Source organism: Tardiphaga sp. vice154 (assembly GCF_007018645.1).
GTDB lineage: Bacteria > Pseudomonadota > Alphaproteobacteria > Rhizobiales > Xanthobacteraceae > Tardiphaga.
In genome coordinates, this window is the sequence record NZ_CP041399.1 from 1,832,463 (window position 1) to 1,848,630 (window position 16,168).

The 16,168-nt window shown below is 62.1% G+C and carries 18 protein-coding genes and 1 tRNA gene; 9 read left to right on the forward strand and 10 right to left on the reverse strand.

From position 1 onward, the window contains the following. Positions 1-318 precede the first annotated feature (318 nt). Both FIU28_RS08555 and FIU28_RS08560 read left to right on the forward strand, forming a co-directional pair. Positions 319-1,854, forward strand: coding sequence for a hypothetical protein (locus FIU28_RS08555; protein WP_143572526.1), 1,536 nt, complete (start codon positions 319-321; stop codon positions 1,852-1,854). Between the two features lie 126 nt (positions 1,855-1,980). After that, on the forward strand, positions 1,981-2,361 hold the full coding sequence (locus tag FIU28_RS08560; protein ID WP_143572527.1) for a hypothetical protein: 381 nt from the start codon (positions 1,981-1,983) through the stop codon (positions 2,359-2,361). Between the two features lie 448 nt (positions 2,362-2,809). On the opposite strand, the gene FIU28_RS08565 is transcribed toward FIU28_RS08560, so the two are convergent. Then, positions 2,810-4,005 (reverse strand): IS3 family transposase gene (locus FIU28_RS08565; protein WP_441351652.1). Its coding sequence is split into 2 segments (ribosomal slippage): positions 2,810-3,744 and positions 3,744-4,005, totalling 1,197 coding nucleotides; the frame shifts between segments, so codons are not numbered across the junction. Between the two features lie 412 nt (positions 4,006-4,417). Continuing rightward, a tRNA-Ile gene (locus tag FIU28_RS08570) sits at positions 4,418-4,493 on the reverse strand. A gap of 126 nt (positions 4,494-4,619) precedes the next feature. On the opposite strand from FIU28_RS08570, the gene FIU28_RS26920 reads away from it, so the two are divergent. Continuing rightward, positions 4,620-4,829, forward strand: coding sequence for a DUF1328 domain-containing protein (locus tag FIU28_RS26920; protein ID WP_143572529.1), 210 nt, complete (start codon positions 4,620-4,622; stop codon positions 4,827-4,829). 45 nt (positions 4,830-4,874) lie between these two features. Here the strand turns inward: FIU28_RS26920 and FIU28_RS08580 are convergent, their stop codons facing one another. Beyond that, positions 4,875-5,837 (reverse strand): Bug family tripartite tricarboxylate transporter substrate binding protein, encoded by a 963-nt coding sequence (locus FIU28_RS08580; protein ID WP_168202895.1) that lies wholly within the window; start codon positions 5,835-5,837, stop codon positions 4,875-4,877. 133 nt (positions 5,838-5,970) lie between these two features. On the opposite strand from FIU28_RS08580, the gene FIU28_RS08585 reads away from it, so the two are divergent. Then, positions 5,971-6,930 (forward strand): TAXI family TRAP transporter solute-binding subunit, encoded by a 960-nt coding sequence (locus FIU28_RS08585; protein ID WP_143572531.1) that lies wholly within the window; start codon positions 5,971-5,973, stop codon positions 6,928-6,930. A gap of 193 nt (positions 6,931-7,123) precedes the next feature. Here the strand turns inward: FIU28_RS08585 and FIU28_RS08590 are convergent, their stop codons facing one another. Next, positions 7,124-8,332, reverse strand: coding sequence for an ABC transporter substrate-binding protein (locus tag FIU28_RS08590; RefSeq protein ID WP_143572532.1), 1,209 nt, complete (start codon positions 8,330-8,332; stop codon positions 7,124-7,126). 730 nt (positions 8,333-9,062) lie between these two features. Here FIU28_RS08590 and FIU28_RS08595 point away from each other — a divergent pair. Then, positions 9,063-9,389 carry a hypothetical protein gene (locus FIU28_RS08595; RefSeq protein ID WP_143572533.1) on the forward strand — a complete coding sequence of 109 codons (327 nt, stop codon included), beginning with the start codon at positions 9,063-9,065 and terminating at the stop codon, positions 9,387-9,389. A 26-nt stretch (positions 9,390-9,415) separates the two neighbouring features. Here FIU28_RS08595 and mobA read toward each other — a convergent pair whose 3' ends face one another. Then, positions 9,416-10,045, reverse strand: coding sequence for a molybdenum cofactor guanylyltransferase MobA (gene mobA / locus FIU28_RS08600; protein WP_143572534.1), 630 nt, complete (start codon positions 10,043-10,045; stop codon positions 9,416-9,418). A gap of 70 nt (positions 10,046-10,115) precedes the next feature. Here mobA and FIU28_RS08605 point away from each other — a divergent pair, with 70 nt between their 5' ends. The 4 genes from FIU28_RS08605 to FIU28_RS08620 all read left to right on the forward strand — a co-directional run bounded on the left by FIU28_RS08605 (position 10,116) and on the right by FIU28_RS08620 (position 12,863). After that, entirely contained in the window at positions 10,116-10,364 is a 249-nt protein-coding gene (locus FIU28_RS08605; protein ID WP_143572535.1) for a sulfurtransferase TusA family protein, read from the forward strand. Between the two features lie 207 nt (positions 10,365-10,571). After that, complete coding sequence (locus FIU28_RS08610; RefSeq protein WP_143572536.1) at positions 10,572-12,224, forward strand: OFA family MFS transporter; 1,653 nt, start codon at positions 10,572-10,574, stop codon at positions 12,222-12,224. Positions 12,225-12,393: 169 nt separating this feature from the next. Continuing rightward, positions 12,394-12,678 (forward strand): hypothetical protein, encoded by a 285-nt coding sequence (locus tag FIU28_RS08615; RefSeq protein WP_143572537.1) that lies wholly within the window; start codon positions 12,394-12,396, stop codon positions 12,676-12,678. Then, positions 12,675-12,863 carry a hypothetical protein gene (locus tag FIU28_RS08620; RefSeq protein ID WP_143572538.1) on the forward strand — a complete coding sequence of 63 codons (189 nt, stop codon included), beginning with the start codon at positions 12,675-12,677 and terminating at the stop codon, positions 12,861-12,863. The genes FIU28_RS08615 and FIU28_RS08620 overlap by 4 nt, the downstream gene beginning before the upstream one ends. A gap of 94 nt (positions 12,864-12,957) precedes the next feature. Here FIU28_RS08620 and dapA read toward each other — a convergent pair whose 3' ends face one another. The 5 genes from dapA to ku all read right to left on the reverse strand — a co-directional run bounded on the left by dapA (position 12,958) and on the right by ku (position 16,122). Continuing rightward, positions 12,958-13,851 (reverse strand): 4-hydroxy-tetrahydrodipicolinate synthase, encoded by an 894-nt coding sequence (gene dapA / locus FIU28_RS08625; RefSeq protein ID WP_143572539.1) that lies wholly within the window; start codon positions 13,849-13,851, stop codon positions 12,958-12,960. Positions 13,852-13,861: 10 nt separating this feature from the next. Next, entirely contained in the window at positions 13,862-14,137 is a 276-nt protein-coding gene (locus FIU28_RS08630) for a hypothetical protein (RefSeq protein ID WP_143572540.1), read from the reverse strand. A 47-nt stretch (positions 14,138-14,184) separates the two neighbouring features. Next, positions 14,185-14,646, reverse strand: a complete 462-nt coding sequence (locus FIU28_RS08635) for a hypothetical protein (protein WP_143572541.1) — start codon at positions 14,644-14,646, stop codon at positions 14,185-14,187. Between the two features lie 295 nt (positions 14,647-14,941). Continuing rightward, positions 14,942-15,193 carry a hypothetical protein gene (locus FIU28_RS08640; RefSeq protein WP_143572542.1) on the reverse strand — a complete coding sequence of 84 codons (252 nt, stop codon included), beginning with the start codon at positions 15,191-15,193 and terminating at the stop codon, positions 14,942-14,944. Next, positions 15,193-16,122 carry a non-homologous end joining protein Ku gene (gene ku / locus FIU28_RS08645; RefSeq protein WP_143572543.1) on the reverse strand — a complete coding sequence of 310 codons (930 nt, stop codon included), beginning with the start codon at positions 16,120-16,122 and terminating at the stop codon, positions 15,193-15,195. The genes FIU28_RS08640 and ku overlap by 1 nt, the downstream gene beginning before the upstream one ends. Positions 16,123-16,168 lie beyond the last annotated feature (46 nt).

Sequence of the window (16,168 nt, forward strand, 5' to 3'; positions counted from 1 at the left end):
AGGAGAAGTATCAAAGTGATTGTAAGTCATTGAAATCATTGGTGGGCCCGGCAGGACTAATCGTACCATCATTGAAAACATTAAAGAATATCTGATTCTCAGCAGTGTTCCGGTCTTTACGTGATCGCAAAAGTGTACGTTCAAGTCAACGAATGTCGTTCATCTCGACTGCCTATATGGGCGCTGCGCGTCTAGCGCTGGGCGGCAATCTGACTCCAGCCTCGCATTGAATAAGCAACCTAATGTTGCTATTGCTGAAAAAATAACTAAGAATTGTAATGTGCTGATTTTATTGTACCGAATTTAATGGAGGCAATAATGACACTGAGGCTGGACGTTCCCATTGATCAATCCCCTGTTCCGGCTGCAGTCGACGCTTACTATCAGTTCCTTGTCGATCTCTTTCCGCCCGGTCCGAGAGATCGCTTGGCTATATTTGGTACTTGCCTCGAATTCGATATTACAGAAAAGTCGCGGTTATATAACGACTTTGTCGTTCGAGCATTTGCAGATCGCAGTGTGCGCGTGTCTCCGGTCCCCGGCCAGGCGGCCGGTGATTTCGCTGACCGGTATTCGACCCGCTACACAGACATGGTGCGACTAATCATTCAATCGCTGGATTCTGAGCTATCGCCGAATGATCAGGCTCAGATAGATAGACACCAAATCGCGATCGTTGCAATCAGCAACGACAGAGATCACTGGCTTCAACAGGTTGACGATGATTGGGCGCGAAAAATGCAGCAACTGGGCATCGACCCACGGCTGATTGACACTGACGAAAATACGCGTCGGCGCTATTATGACGAGCGCGTTATGTTTTTGACTGAACGACGCTATGCACAGCGACTGTGGGGGTCGGGTGGATTCAATTCTAATATTCGAGACAGGGAGGTTTTGATTGGGGCAATTAGGCGGCGCGGTTTTCCTGATGATGATTATGCCGAACTGTATAATATATATACAGCGATAGTTGACGAAATGGTCATACGGCCGAGGCGCCCCGATCTTGAAATAGCTCACGGTTGGGACGAATACACTATCCAAGATCCAAGACATTTTGGATTGCCCGCAGTCTTCGATATTGCTCCAGGCCTTCAATCGATTGTAGATCCGCGGACTATCTTGCGGGGCAGTGGTGCTAGAGATTTCTCAGTCTCGACGAAAACTACTATAACGAATGCGCACGATACTGCCTGGAATGCATCGGCGAGCGGATCGTACATGGTGTTCTTCCGAGGCGAGATAAACTCAAGCAATGAGTCGCATTTCAGGCAGTCGATTAGCCGAATTCGAAAAATTAGCGTTGGGTTTGAACATCTGGGCGAACTCCAGGTGATGAGAGATCGTTGGTTCTCGTCGACAGTCTTCACCGATAATGAAAGGGTTAAAGATTTTTTGAAGAAGCACCCTGCTTTAGCAGAGCGCCTTAGTCTTCTCACAACCGGCGTAATCGTTGGGCGAGGCCTAACGCTCACACTGCAGTTCAGCGATATAAATGACGTGCAACAGTGGGGATCATCGTCGACTTCGGGCAGTGGTGGCGTTAATGTTTACGGGTATCAGCTCGGTGGTCGTGGCGGGGGTTCGTCCAGCTACAACAATCATACGATAAATACGGTCGACCAGACCGTTACCTTTAAAGACGATGGGACGGTATGCCGACTTATAGGGCTTAGAGTGACGCCTGTTAACCCAGAAATTTCGTTTGAAGACGTCGGCTACAATTCCCGACCTATTTGGGATATTCCGGATCTGCAAGCAGAGGCTCTGGCAGCACTTGGCCAGAACTCGGACGTCGGCAAGGAGGCTATAATCAGCACCTTGCGTAAGCGGCGACGTGGCGGTAGCTAGGGTCAAATGCGAGTATTTGATAAAACGTCAAGGATGTTTGGCCCTTTACTTATAGCCGCAGCATGCCTGTCGGGCTGCTCGCAAATACGATACTATCCACTTTGCGTCTTCGGCCCCGACCCCAAGTTGGCATCGCAAGCTGAACTACACGCCAAGATTATCGCCTTTGTTAAAAAAACAATAGGCGAGGAGGCAAAGGTAGCGATTGGCCCCAACGACCGCTTTGTTACGATCGAGGCACTTCATGATCAGCACGAAGCGCTGTCCTCTGGATGGTCCCGCGTTGCATGTATAGGGCAAACACGATTCGACGTTGAATACCGTCAATACAGATCTTGCACATATCTGATTTCGGCAGCCTTTCGAGACGGAGGCATTCCACCGCTAGGTGATTGGAGCGACGGCATTCGTAAGTCAGACACCGTGTTTTGCGGTCAGAAAGTTGATGGCACCTCTCGGTCAATGCCGGAAACGGGAGAAGCCCTTGAGGAGCGCAAAAAGCAATAGCGCTTTTGCGATCTTTTGCTTTTTGAAGACATCGGCTAAAATGACCTAGGTGTCGTCGTGCGGGTCGTGCCGTTCATCTGATCGCCGCTGAAGATGGGATCGCTTTGAGGATTTGCGCGGCCCTAGCAGGACCAGCGAGCGGGCTGACTGGGCAAGCGGATCGCGGCACGGGACCCCAGAGGCCGTCCAAGAGCCCCCGCCAGTGTTCGAGCGTTGTGCTCCATCTCTGCCACGGCTGCAGAGACGATTGCCGCTTCAATTCGGATGCCATTAGGACATGTCCGAAGAAGTGCGGCGAAGCCGTATCGAGATCACACAGCGTCCGGAGCGGCCATAGTCGCTTCAAATTACTCGGAAGGTACAGCATGTGGTGCGAGTTCGCACGCGGCGTTAAAATCGGTCATTTGCTTTGTGATTTCTTCCTGAGCGGTGACCTGAGCCCCAAGCTTCATCCAGCGATGGGAAGAATCCTTTGATCATTTGAGCCTGTGTGGCTCGGTGATGCAACGGGACGGGGCGCGGAGCTCCAAATCAGCTCATGCGGTCCGTCCCGTTGCATGTCGGACGCGTGGAGCTTGGCATAGGTAGCCGGTGGAAGATTGCCGATCGCGCTGTGAGGGCGGACGGTGTTGTAGTCGTCCTGCCATTCAGCAAGGACTTCGCGGGCATGGTTGAGGGACGAGAACAACGTCTCGTTCAGGAGTTCGTCGCGCAGGCGCCCATTGAAGCTTTCTACGAATGCGTTCTGCTGCGGCTTGCCTGGTGCGATGTAGTGCCATTCGATCCTGGTCTGCTGTGACCATCGCAAGATGGCCATGCTGGTAAATTCGGTACCGTTATCGCTGACGATCGTTAGCGGGGGACCACGCCGGGCGATCACCGCATCGAGCTCTCGGCCGACCCTTGTGCCCGAGAGCGACGTATCGGCAACCAATGCGATGCACTCGCGGGTGAAGTCGTCCACCACGGCCAGCATGCGGAAGCGCCGGCTGTCGGTCAGCGTGTCGCTGACAAAGTCGAGCGACCAGCGATGGTTGGGACCTTGGGGCAACGTCATCGGAGCCCTTGTTCCCAGCGCTTTCTTGCGACCACCACGCCGTCGAACCTGAAGCCGCTCCTCGGCGTACAGACGCCGCAGCTTCTTGTGATTGATCGAAACGCCATCGATGCGCAACAGTAGGAGCAGGCGACGGTAGCCAAACCGCCGTCTGATATTGGCCAGTTCGCGCAACCTCGCGCGAATGACAACATCGTCGGGCCGCACGCTGCGATAGCGTACCGAGGTTCGATCCGCTCCGATGACCGCACACGCCCGCCGCTGGCTGACCTCAAAACTTGAACAAAGGTGAGCCACAGCTTGTCGCTTCGCGACGGGCGTCACCATTTTTTTGAATTGAGATCCTTCAACATGGCGTTGTCGAGCATCGCTTCGGCCAGCAGCTTTTTTAGCTTGGCATTCTCGTCGGTCAGAACCTTCAGGCGGCGGGCCTCCGACACATCGAGCCCACCATACTTCGCCTTCCATTTGTAGAACGTCGCGCTGCTGATCCCGTGCTTGCGACAAACGTCCCCGGTCTTTGAGCCTGCCTCGTGCTCCCGCAGGATCGCGATGATCCGCTCTTCCGTGAACCTCGACTGCTTCATCTCCGTCTCCCTTCAGGTGACGGATTCTACCCATTTTTGGCGGAAGTTCAGGGGCTCAGGTCATCGACAACTATCGTCTGGTCGCCCAGTGCAAACTTCGAAGCACGGGACCTTGGAAATGAGAGGCACGCAACACTCTCCTTGCCCATGGAAAGAGACGCAAGCCTGCACGCGATAGATTGATCGATTCCAATCTTCGCTATCTTTTAATTACCAGCGCTGACTTGGACGCCGTGGCGCGAGGCTTACGGATCGAGAATATCGGGCAGTGGCCCGCGGCAGCAGATTTGCCTCCCGACATGGCTAAACACCTGCCAGCGGACGCAGGTGGGCGTATCTCCGCACGTCGCCCGTAAACTAGTCACGGGATTTCAGGAGAAGTATCAAAGTGATTCTAAGTCATTGAAATCATTGGTGGGCCCGGCAGGACTCGAACCTGCAACCAGACCGTTATGAGCGGTCGGCTCTAACCATTGAGCTACAGGCCCCGCCGGGCGCGTGCGCTGCGGTGCCTGATCCCCATACAGGTCCGGCTGCGATCCGGCAATCGTTCCCCGGCGGGAACTTTGCGCCGGGCCTCACGTTGCACTGCCGAACCAACTGGGGAATGCACCATGCTGCGCTGGGCCATCATCTGTCTCGTGATCTCGTTGCTGGCCGGCGGCCTTGGCCTGACCGGCATTTCCGGCTTCGCCAAGCGGCTGTCGATGATCTTCTTCGGCCTGTTTTTCCTGGGCTTCCTGCTGTTTCTGGCGGCGACCTATCTGGTCGTGGGCGCCGCGACGTCGTCGCTGGTGCCGGCGCTGGTCGCGATCAGCGTCTGACGCCTTTGGGCGGCGCGGCAGCCCTGCCGCGCCGCCCGGGGTGCCTCAGTCCACCGATACTTTGGCGAACTCGACCACCTTGCGCCATTTCTCCGTCTCGCTGGCGACCAGCTGGCCGAACTCGGCCGGCGACATCGGTTTCGGCAGTCCACCGACCTCGGCGAGCCGGGCCGCCAGCTTCGGATCCTTCAGCGCCAGATTGATCGCCTTGTTGAGCGTCTCGACGATCTCGGGCGGCGTGCCTTTGGGCGCGGCGACGCCGTAGAAGCCCACCGATTCGAAGCCGGGCACGGTCTCGGCGATCGCCGGGATGTCCGGCAGGCCCGGCCAGCGCTGCGGCGTGGTCACGCCGATGGCGCGCACGTTGCCGCCGCGCGCCTGCTCCAGCGCGGTGGGCAGGTTCTCAAAGATCAACTGCACCTTGTTGGAAATGATGTCGGGAAAGGCGATCGCCGAACCGCGATAGGGCACGTGCACCATGTCGCATTTGGTCATCGCCTTGAACAATTCCGCCGACATGTGCACCGACGTGCCGTTGCCCGACGAGGCATAGGAGATCTTGCCGGGATTGGCCTTGCAGTAGTCGATGAACTCCTGAACGGTCTTCACCGGCATCGCGTTGGCGACCACCAGCATGTTGGGAAACTGCATCAGGCTGGCCACCGGCACGGTGTCGCGGAGGAAGTCATAGGACAGTTTTTTGTACAGCGAGGCGGAAATGGCGTTGTTCGGCGCCACGTAAAGCAGGGTGTAGCCATCCGCCGGTGCGGTCACCGTTGCTGCGGCGGCGAGGTTGCCGCCGGAGCCGCCGCGATTTTCCACGATGAACTGCTGGCCGAAATGCTCCGACAGCCATTGCGTCATGATTCGCGCGACAATGTCGGAGGGGCCGCCGGCGGCGAAGCCGACAAGCAGGCGTACCGGCTTGGTGGGGTAGTCCGCCGCGGAAGCGGGCGCGGTGGCGAGGCAGAGCAGGCACAGCATTGCTGCGCGCCAGAAAACAGTCATTGATCCTCCAGGATATTCCGCCATCAGCGTGGCCGGGTGGCAAGGCTCAGGGCTTGCCTGATACCGCCATGCTTTCATAGATCGACGGATTTGCCTACAAGCGTAGGCTGTCGCCGATGGTCTGGAAACCGATATGAAAATTGTTGCACTGGCTTGCCTGGTTGCGCTGATCGCGGGCACCGCGGCGGCACAGGATGGAGCAAAGCCGATGACGACCCCGATCCGGATGGGCACGGCGACGCCGGGCGGCGGCTTTCCGCTCTATGGCGACGCCTTCGCCGAGGCGATGAACGGGGCCGACCCGACCCTCGCCATCGCCACGCGCAACACGGAGGGCAGCGCCGAGAACATCCCGCTGCTCGAGCAGGGCGCGCTCGATATCGCATTGGTCGCCGGCGAGCCCGCTTATGAGGCGTTCGCCGGCATCGGCCGCGCGCCAACCCGGCTGAAGATCCTCACCGCGATCTATTCCAACCCCGGCATGTTCGTGGTCCGCGCCGACAGCCCGTACCGGACCATCCGCGATCTGGTCGGCCGGAAGGTCGCGTTCGGCGCCAAGGGGTCCGGCCTCGTGATCCTGTCGCGCTATGTGCTGGACGGTCTCGGGTTGAAGCAGGACGAGGATTTTGCGGCGGTCTATCTCGACCGCGCCGGCGACGGCCCGGCCATGGTGCAGGATGGCCGCGTGGCGGCGCTGTGGGGCGCGGGGATCGGCTGGCCGGGTTTTCGCACGATGGCGGAGAGCGCGGGCGGCGCGCGCTTCATCGCGCCGGACGCCGCCGAGATCGCGCAGATCCGCGCCAAACATGTCTTCCTCAAGCCGCTGCTGGTCGGTGCCCATTCCTATCCGCACCAGCCGGTGCCGATCGCCTCACTCGGCTCGTGGAGCTACATCCTGACGCGGGAAGACCTGCCCGACGACACAGCCTACCGGCTGGCGAAGACGCTGCACGGCGCGGAAGCGACCTTTGCCGCGAAACTGCCGCAGGCCGCCGAGACGACCGCGTCGAACACCGTGGCCGCGGCGCCGCGCGAGGAGTTGATTCATCCCGGCGTGCTACGTTATTTTCGCGAGATCGGACTGGTGAAGTAGCTCTTCCTTCCCTCTCCCCTTGTGGGAGAGGGTGGCCGCGCGATAGCGCGGACGGGTGAGGGGTAGCCACAAGCTCTGTCGCCAAGAAACCCCTCATCCGTCGCGGACTTCGTCCGCGCCACCTTCTCCCACCTAGCGAAGCTTCGCTTCGCGCGGGGGAGAAGGAAGAAGCGCGTCGCTGATGCTATGCGCGCTACTTCTTCCCCAGCCCGCACGCCGGATCGGGCGGGCCGAACGCCTCGTCTCCGGAGATTTTTGCCAGGATCTTGTAGTAGTCCCACGGATATTTCGATTCCTCCGGCGACTTCACCTGCACCAGCATCAAATCGTGCACCATCAGCCCGTCCTCGCGCAGTCTTCCGTTGCGGGCGAAAAAGTCCTCGATCGGCTTCTCGCGCATTTTGGCGGCCACTTTCAGCGGCTCGTCGGTGCCGGCTTCCTTGATGGCGTTGAGATACACCATCACCGAGGAATATACCCCGGCCTGCCACATCGTCGGCATCCGCTTCATCTTGTCGAAAAAGCGCTTCGACCAGGCGCGCGTCTGGTCGTCCATGTCCCAGTAGAACGCGGTGGTCAGCAGCAGGCCCTGCGCGGTTTGCAGCCCCAGCGAGTCGATGTCGGTGATCAGCGCCAGCAGGGCGGCCATCTGCTGGCCGCCCTTGAAGATGCCGAATTCGCCGGCGGTCTTGATCTCGTTGATGTTGTTCGGCGGCCCGCCGGCGATGCCGATGATCTTCGCTTTCGAGGCCTGCGCCTGCAGCACGAAGGACGACATGTCCGAGGTGCCGAACGGCGGCCGTGCCGCGCCGAGAATTTTCGCGCCGGCCTTGTTGATCACGGCGGAGGCGTCGCGCTCCAGCGCGTGGCCAAACGCAATATCGTCTGTGATGAAGTACCAGGAGTCGCCGCCGCGCTTCACCACTTCCTGCGCGGTGCCGACCGCGAGTGCGCGGGTGTCGAACACCCATTGCATCGTGTAGGGCGAGCAGAACTTGCCGTGGAAATCCGCAGCGCCGGTGGAGTGGGTGATGAACAGCCGCTTTCTGTCGTTGGCGACGTTCTGCACCGCAAGCCCGACCGCCGAGACCGGCACGTCGACGATCAGATCGACCTGATCGATATCGTACCAGCGCCGCGCGAGCGCGGCGCCGATGTCCGGCTTCAACTGGTGGTCGCCGACGATGACCGAGATGGGTTTGCCCAGCACGCTGCCGCCAAAATCCTCCACCGCCATCTGCGCCGCGGTCACCGAGCCCTGGCCGGACGGCGTCGAGGCCGGGCCGTTCATGTCGGTCAGCACGCCGATCTTGACGATTTCGTCGGACAGTTGCGCGGAGGCGGCGGAACTGAGCAAAGCGAGCGCGACGGCGCTGAGAATGGACAGTCGTGTGACGTGCATGAAGGTGGCCTCCCGGAACCGCGGCACTGCGGCCGCTTGATAGCGCAGTGTAGAACGCGGCGGTGGTTCGAGCAATGCAACGACGCGCTCGCCACATAACCGCTGTCGTCCCGGCAAGCGAGCCTGCGAGCGCAAGCCGGGACCCATACGCCGTGCAGAAATGTTGCGGAAGGACGGTCGCCGACGGCGCCTCACCGGAAGCTCGGCGTGTATGGGTCCCGGCGTTCGCCGGGACGACAGAAAGACGATGAACTTTTCGTATTGACCGAATTCCTATCAAAGATTATAAGCCTATTTACCTCATCCCGTTGAGGGGCGTTTCCCGGGACGCCAGGAAGTGGGGGTGGGGCGGTGGCGCCTGCGGGCGCGGGGTGGACGTCACCTCGCGCACTCGGGAGGCTCCGGGTCGCCGTCCGGCCCCACTACGGGGGTCTGCCGCACGTTGTCGGCTGGACGTGGACAGGGAAAGGCAGGGAAATCCTGCCGGAAGCTGTCCCGGAAGCACGGTCCCGGGGACATAAATCGCCACGGTGGAGCGTCGAAAGGCGTTTCCGCAGCTATCTCCGATTCGTCGGGGATCGGTTGCGGCCACTCGACCAAGGCGCGCCTTTCGGCGCTCCGCCTCCCCTCGTTCGGGAGGCTCGCGGATCAGACCTTCACGCAAACATTTTTGCGGGCAACGCGATGGCGTGCCCGGACGACGGCACGCTTTCAGCAGGGAGCCAGCGACATGACGACATTATGGGACGTCGGACATCTGCAAGACGCCGCGCGCGAGCGCCAGGAACGGATGCTGCAGCAGCAGCGCGAAGCCGACTGGGCGGCGGCGCAGTGCGAGGTCGATCGCCAGATCTGCGATGCCAATCGTGGCGCGCTCTATTGCCCGAGCCGCAAATGCCGCCGCGCCCGGCGCTGCCTGTGGCGCGCGCCGATCTGCGCGCCGCTGCTGCTGTTCCAGGTGTCGCCGGCGCGCGACCGCGAACTCACCGAGCAGGTCTACACGCAGATGCAGCTCACGCGGCGCGCGGCGGTCACGGGCAGAGGAGGGGCGTCATGACGGCCGGCCGGCGTCGTCGCGCAGCCTCAGCCGCCGTCGAGCGCGGCCAACCGCTCGGCTTCCGCGAGGTCGTCGATCGTGTTGGCATTGAAGAACGGATCGAGCGGCACCGCCGGCCATTCCACCGTTGCCAGAGCGTAGCGCGCCGTGAAGCGACCGACCTTGCGGACGTCCTCTTCGACCAGCGCGTGCCGCAGCTCGTCGCGCAACGCCACGTCCCACAGCCCGATCACCGGATGCGAGTGCCCGGCGGAGGCCGCGACGGCGAGTTGCGCATTCTCCGCCATCCGCGCCGCGTGCAGCCGTGCTGTGAGATCGCGCGGCAGGAACGGGCAGTCGCCCGGCGCGCTCAGCATCCAGCGCACCTCCGGCCGGTTCAGCGCGGCCCAGTCCAGCGCCGCCAGAACGCCGGCGAGCGGGCCGGGGAAGTCGGCGACGCTGTCGGCGATCACCGGCAGGCCGAAGGCTCCAAAGCGCCCGGCATCGCCATTGGCGTTGAGGATCACGCCGTCGCATTGCGGCGCCAGCCGGTCGATCACGCGCTGCAGCAGCGGGCGCCCGGCGATGGCGCGCATCGGCTTGTCGCCGCCGCCCATCCGGCGGGCGAGGCCGCCGGCGAGGATCACGGCCGGCGTGGGAATGTCATGCGCACTCATTCGCGCTGCATAGGACATTTGCAAGGGCGCGGCTATAACGCCGCCAGACGGACCAAAAGACACTTGTATCATGACGACGACCCTACTCGATCTCACCGGCCTGAAATGCCCGCTGCCGGCGCTGCGGACGCGCAAGGCCTTGCTGCGGCTTTCGCCCGGCGAACGGCTCGAAGTGCACTGCACCGATCCGATGGCAGTGATCGATATTCCCGCGATGGTGCAGCAGGCCGGCGATCGCATCGATCGTTCGGAACGTCGCGACGAGACCATGATCTTTATCATCGAAAAATCCAATCGCATGATAGGCGATCGCGATTAAAATTGCTGCGATGCGGCGGAAATCGTTGAAGAAAATCCATCGAGTCAGACTTTCTTATTATCGACTCACGCGCAGTGTTCTGGCCATTTGATGGTCAGATGAGCGGCGTCGGCGATTCACGTCGACGAGCCGCGGGGAATGCCAACCCACATCCATCACTGGCGACAACGCCGGCCATCTCACGGAGATGGCCGCATGGGAGGCTGCATGACGACGATTGGTAGTGCCGGAACTGTGTCCGGCAACAGACCCGGTATTTTCGAACGCGAGCGCATCATCGCGACCGCCGGTTTCAACCGCTGGCTGGTGCCGCCGGCGGCGCTCTGCATCCATCTGTGCATCGGCATGGCCTATGGCTTCAGCGTGTTCTGGCTGCCGCTGTCGCGCATGATCGGCGGCAACGCGCCGAAAGTCTGCGCCGATATGACGATCTTCACCGAGCTGTTCACCACCACTTGCGACTGGCGCGTGGCGAGCCTCGGCTGGATGTACACCTTGTTCTTCGTGCTGCTCGGCGTCTCCGCCGCGATCTGGGGCGGCTGGCTCGAGCGCGTCGGCCCGCGCAAGGCCGGATTCGTCTCGGCGCTGTGCTGGTGCGGCGGCCTCGTGCTCGGCGCGCTCGGCGTCTACACGCATCAACTCTGGTTGTTGTGGATCGGCTGCGGCGTGATCGGCGGCATCGGCCTCGGGCTCGGCTACATCTCGCCGGTATCGACGCTGGTCAAGTGGTTCCCGGATCGCCGGGGCATGGCGACCGGCATGGCGATCATGGGCTTCGGCGGCGGCGCGATGATCGGCGCGCCGCTGGCCAATCTGCTGCTGACCTATTTCAAGACCCCGACCAATCCCGGCGTCTGGGAAACCTTTTTGGTCATGGGCTTGATCTACTTCGTGTTCATGACGATCGGCGCGTTCTCCTATCGCATCACGCCGCCGAACTGGGCGCCCGCAGGCTGGACGCCGCCGGTCAAGGCCGATGCGATGATCACCAACGGCCACGTCCATCTGCGCCACGCGCACCAGACCCGGCAGTTCTGGCTGATCTGGGGCGTGCTCTGCCTCAACGTCTCCGCCGGCATCGGCGTCATCGGCATGGCCTCGCCGATGCTGCAGGAAATCTTTGCAGGCGCTTTGATCGGCCTGCCGAACGTGCCGTTCGCATCGCTCACGCCGGAGCAGAAGACGGCGATCGCCGCGATCGCCGCCGGCTTCACCGGCCTGATCTCGCTGTTCAACATCGGCGGCCGCTTCTTCTGGGCGTCGCTGTCGGACAAGATCGGCCGCAAGAACACCTACTACGCGTTCTTCATCATCGGCATCGTGCTCTACGCGCTGGTGCCGACCTTCGCGGCGATGGGCAGCAAGGTGCTGTTCGTGGCGGCGCTGTGCATCATCCTGTCGATGTATGGCGGCGGCTTCGCGACCATCCCGGCGTATCTGGCGGACATCTTCGGTACCCAGTTCGTCGGCGCCATCCACGGCCGGCTGCTGACGGCGTGGGCGACCGCGGGCATCATCGGCCCGGTGGTCGTGAACTACATCCGTGAATTCCAGATCAGCGCCGGCGTTCCGCAGGCGCGGGTCTACGATTTCACGATGTACATCCTCGCCGGCATGCTGGTGCTCGGCCTGATCTGCAACTTCCTGATCCGCCCGCTGCCCGTGGAGCGCTTCATGAAGCCGGAGGAGGTCGCCAAGCTGCAGGCCAAGGGGGCCGCAGCCGCGACCGTCAGCGGCGGCGCCTACGGCATCGGCAAGGGCGGCCTCGACGCCACTGCCGCCGCGTTCTGGGCCTTCGTCGGCATCCCGCTGGCCTGGGGCATCTGGATCACGCTGCAGAACGCGGTCCGGATTTTCTGATCGTGAATCGTGCAACGCGCCGCGGCGGGCCAATGCCTGCCGCGGCGTTTTTATGCCGCGGCTATGAGCCTGCGCTGCGGCCCGTCTCGATTTCATATGCCGTTCTCCGCATCTTCCCTGCAACGTCGCGCCTCTCGCGCGCGGCGGATATGGAAGACGGACCACGACGATGTTCTATTCACGCGACCACCAGCTTCACGATTTTTCGGGCGACGACGCCTACCGTTCCTGGCTGATCAACCGCAACCAGGCGCCGATCGTCCACCATTCCGGCGACATGCACTGGAAGCGGCTGCTGGTGGCGGCGCGCCACGCGGTCAATCACGTCAGGGGTTTCTGTGCTGCGCTGCGCGTGGCGCTGGTGGCCGACAAGATGCGCCGCGCGCACCGCGACCTGGCGCAGCATGGCATTCGCATCCCAACGCCCTGCCGCAACGATCGGAGCGCGACATGAGCCGGGATCGTTCGGCCGCGATTTTTTCGCGGATCGGTTCCTACAGCAAGTACGCCGGGGCATTGCTGAAGCTTCTGCGCTCGCTGTGGGATGCGCCGGTTGGCTACCGGCGCGAGGCGCATTACATGCGCGGCCCCGGTCCGAAGTGTCGCGAGAAGCAGGCCGGCAAGCACGAACAGAAGTGATAGCCGTAGCCCGGATGAGCGAAGCGATATCCGGGACCGGCTTTTCGCTATGAACGCCATCCCCGCATGTCGCTTCGCTCATCCGGGCTACGATCTACGGCCCCAATGCGATCGCCATTGCCTCCGCGATGGCTTTTTTTTCCGTGCTGCTCGGCTCCACCATCGGCAGCCGCAAGCGCGACAATTGCAGCAGGCTGAGCGCGTATTTGAGCGATGCCGGAGTTGGATCTTGCGCCAGCACGTCGCCCAGCGGCGCAAGCCGGTCCATCAGTTCGGTGGCCCCGATCACTTCGCACTGCCGGCACGCCAGGTGCATCTCGCGCATCAACGCTGGCGCAATTCCGGTGATCGCGGAAATGCAACCGTCGCCGGCGTAGAACAGGAACGGGATCGCGGTGTCCGCGTGCCCGGACAGCAAAACAAAGCTGCGCGGCAGTCTGCCGCGCAGCCGCAGCGGGCGACTGATGTCGCCGCTGCCGTCGCACAGGCCGATGAATTGCGCCGACTCCGCCAACTGCACCAGCGTGTCGTCGGCCAGCGGTCGCATCGTGCGGCCGGGCGCATCGTGCACGATGATCGGCAGCGACGTCGCCGCCGCGATGGCCCGGAAATGCGCGGCAATGCCGGCCTGGGTCGGCTTGTTGTAGTACGGCACGACGCAGAGGATCGCGTCGGCGCCGGCGTGCTCGGCCTGTTGCGCCAGCGCGATGGCCTGTGCGGTGGCGTTGGATCCGGCGCCGGCGATCACCCGGATGCGACCGCGTGCTGTCGCCACCGCCGTGCGGACCAGCGTGTCATGCTCGGCGGCGGTCAGCGTGGGCATCTCGCCCATGGTCTCGCCGACCAGCAGGGCGGTGGCGCCGGCGGCAATCTGCCGTTCGGACAACCGCGCCAGAGCGGGGAGGTCGAGACTGCCATTGGCGTCGAACGGCGTCGGCAGGTCGGCGATGGCGCCGCCCAGCCACGAATGGTCGATTGATGAGGTCATTGAAAATGGCTCAGGCCGCGCGCGACCTGGCTTCAGGCGCCGCGGCCTCGGCCATGACGGCGACGTGCGGCTTCGCCGCCATATCGAGCTCGAGCACGCAGCCGATGGCGATAATGGCTTCCGGGTGACGGCCGTTTTCAAACAGCGCGTAACGCACGGCATCGGCGCGATGCGCGAACAGGCCGCCAAACAGGCCATTCTGCTCCTGAGCGACCCATTGGCCGCGGCTGTTGCGGCCGATCAGAACGAGGGAGGTGCAACATGAGGGAGGTTCGACGAAGTCCACGAGAAGTCTCCTGGAAGGGATGAAGGGAGAGGCGACGCGGTGGCCGGTCAGGCGAAATTTTCGCACAGCATCGGCTCGAAGGCGGCGTCGCTGGGATTGGAGGCCGGGACGGCGGCAAGCCGCGACGGCGCGGTGTCGGCAGCAGCCGCGACAAGGGCACGGAGGATGGCCAGCGCCATGTTCGGGTGGTGCGACTCGCTCGCCGTGTCGAGCCATTCCGGCATCGCGCTGGCACGCGACAGCGCACAGTGCCATTCGCCGTCGTCGAAAGCGAGGCGGCGCAGCTGCCAGTCCGGCAGTTGCAGCGCCAGCAGGGCCAGCGCCGCGTCGTTCCAGGCGCGGGCCGCAATCAGGCGCTTGAGGCAGGCGACCGGCACGGCCTGTCGCATCGGATCGCCGCCTTGGCAGGCGGTCGCGATCAACTCGTTGAACAGCGCCGCCGTGGGCGTCGGTGTGTCGGCAAACGCCTGGTCGGCGGTGAGGTCGTGAAGGGTTCGAAGGGCTTGCATGGCTGGATCTCGCTTGGTGCGGTCTCGATCACGACCGCACCTGCAAGATGAGCCCCTCGCCATTTGAAAACGAGACAGGCCAGAGTGCTCAGATATAGGCGCGCCATAAGTGCGCTGTCCGCGGGACATGTCATGCGACGGGACCATCGCCTTTTGCCAAGCTTAATTTTGGCCACCGGTCGAAGACGTATAGCCAGTTGCTGCATTCCGCGCGCTGCCGGGTCTACGGGTCCCCGCTTTCGCAGGACGACAGCAGGTATCCGATAACTGCGGAGAATACTGCAGGCTGACTGGTCTACTTCGTCTGCACCGTCGCCTTCAGCAGTGCCGTCTGACAATCGTCGATCTGACCCTTGGCCAGCATGTCTTTCGCCGTCGCGATCTCGCTCGCTGCGGTCTGCTTGTTGCGGCCGTCCTTCATCTTGACGACCTTCTCCTCAAGACTTTCGATACTGGTTTTGCTGCACTCCGGTTTCTCCAACGTTTGTGAACAGGTCGGCGCGGACAATGACAGCAAGCCTGCCGCCAGGATTACCGACTTCAGCATCAGCTCGCCTTGCGCTGGCGTGCGGAGGAGCGGTGCGCGGCCTTCTTGGCGGGCCGGGCGCGTGAAGCCGCGGCCTTTTTCGCCGGTGCAGGCTTGGCTGGCGCCTCCTTTGCAGACGCCTCCTTTGCAGACGCCTTCGCCGATCCCTTGCCGCCCTTCAGACTTTGCTGCAGCGCGTCCATCAGGCTGATGACATTGTCGGGCCGCTGTTCCTTGTCGGCCGCCTTCGCCGGCTTGCCGGAGACCTTGCTCTCGACCAGCTTCTTCAGCGCATTCTCGTAGTGGTCCTCGAATTTCGAGGGATCGAAATGCGAGGCCTTGCTGTCGAGGATATGCGCCGCGAGGTCGATCATGTCCTTGGAAATCTTCGGGCTCTTGATGTCCTCGAAATAGTCTTCCTCGTCGCGCACCTCGTAAGGGTAGCGCAGCGTCGTGCCGATCAGGCCCTGGCCGAGCGGTTCGATGGCGATGATATGCTCGCGGTTGGTCAGCACGATCCGGGCCAGCGCCACGCGGTCCTTGTCCTTCATGGCGTCGCGGATCACCGCGAAAGCATCCATGCCGGCCTTGCCGTCGGGCGCGATGTAGTACGGATTGTTGAGATAGCGCTTGTCGATCTCGTCGCGCGGCACGAAGCTGTCGATATTGATCGTGTGGTTGCTCTCGATCTGGACCTCGTCGAGTTCTTCCTTGGCGATCTCGATGTATTCGCCCTTGGATACCTCGTAGCCGCGCGCCTTCTGCTCCTTCTCGACGATGTCGCCGGTCTCGGCGTCGATCATCTGCTGCTTCAGCCGGTTGCCGGTTTCCTTGTTAATCATGTGGAAACGGGTTTTCTCAACGGTCGTCGAGGCCGGGTACAGAACCACGGGGCAGGTCACGAGAGAGAGCTTCAGGGAGCCTTTCCAGTAGGCGCGGGGCGGGGCCATCGAACGTCCTCCAACTCGGGTACTGAAACAGGTCACCCATCGCCAT